Raw genomic sequence first — 1652 nt, forward strand, 5'->3', positions numbered from 1 at the left:
TTCAGGGTCAGGCTATTCCCGTAGAATACATTACTAAAAATGCACAGACAAAGCGACAGAAAGAGCCTGAGATGGTTTGGGTTTATGAAGGAACAGGCAACATCTATACAGGACTTCCCCCAAGCACTGTAACATCAACGAAGAACAGTAAGGGCCAAGTGGTGCTGAAAGGCCAGGTGGAGGTCGAGGGTCAGACTATTACCGTAGAATACATTACTAAACATGCACAAACATTGCGACAGAAAGAGCCTGACATGGTTTGGGTTTATGAAGGAACAGGCAACATTTATACAGGCCTTCCCCCAAGCAATGTAACATCAACGAAGAACAGTAAGGGCCAAGTGGTGCTGAAAGGTCAGGTGGAGGTTCAGGGTCAGGCCATTATCGTAGAATACATTACTAAAAATGCACAGACCTTGCGACAAAGAGAACCTGACATGGTTTGGGTTTATGAAGGAACAGGCGGCATTTATACGGGCCTTCCCCCAAGCACTGTAACATCAACGAAGAACAGTAAGGGCCAAGTGGTGCTGAAAGGCCAGGCGGATGTTCAGGGTCAGGCCATTACCGTAGAATACATTACTAAAGCTGCACAAAAAATGCGTGAAGGGGTTTGGGTTTATGAAGGAACAAGCAACATTTATACAGACCTTCCCCCAAGCAATGTAACATCCACTAAGAACCGTATGGGCAGCGTGGTGATGAAAGGCCAGGTGGAGGTCGAGGGTCAGGCCATTCCCGTAGAATACATTACTAAACAGGCACAGACATTGCGGCAGAAAGAACCTGACATGGTTTGGGTTTATGAAGGAACAGGCGACATTTATACGGGCCTTCCCCCAAGCAATGTAACATCAACTAAGAGCAGTAAGGGCCAAGTGGTGTTGAAAGGCCAGGTGGAGGTCAAGGGTCAGATCATTTCCGTAGAATACATTACTAAAGCTGCACAAAGAATGCGTGAAGGCGTTTGGGTTTATGAAGGAACAGGCGACATTTATACAGGCCTCCCTCCAAGCACTGTAACATCAACTAAGAGTAAGAACCACGTGACGGTGCTGAAAGGCCAGGTAGAGATTCAGAATCAGACTATCTCCGTAGAATACATTACTAAGGCTACGCAGAAAAAGCGTGAAGGGGTTTGGGTTTATGAAGGAACAGGCAACACTTATACAGGCCTTCCCCCAAGCACTGTAACATCAACTAAGAATAGTAAGGGCGGCGTGGTGATGAAAGGCCAGGTGGAGGTCGAGGGTCAGATCATTTCCGTAGAATACATTACTAAAAATGCACAAAAAATGCGTGAAGGGGTTTGGGTTTATGAAGGAACAGGCAACATCTATACAGGCCTTCCCCCAAGCACTGTCACATCAACGAAGAACAATAAGGGCGGTGTGGTGCTGAAAGGCCAGGTGGAGGTCGAGGGCCAGGCTATTCCCGTAGAATACATTACTAAAAATGCACAGACCTTGCGACAGAAAGAGCCTGACATGGTTTGGGTTTATGAAGGAACAGGCAACATCTATACAGGCCTTCCCCCAAGCACTGTCACATCAACTAAGAACAATAAGGGCGGCGTGGTGCTGAAAGGTCAGGTGGAGGTCGAGGGTCAGGCTATTTCCGTAGAATACATTACTAAACATGCGCAGACATTA

Annotated in this window: 1 protein-coding gene; it reads left to right on the top strand. The window is 47.0% G+C overall.

The features are described 5' to 3' along the window. Positions 1-1652: hypothetical protein (locus tag ACQUW5_RS15270; RefSeq protein WP_444992118.1), on the top strand; the 1652-nt coding region annotated here is incomplete at both ends.

It is taken from the genome of Legionella pelazae (assembly GCF_052527395.1).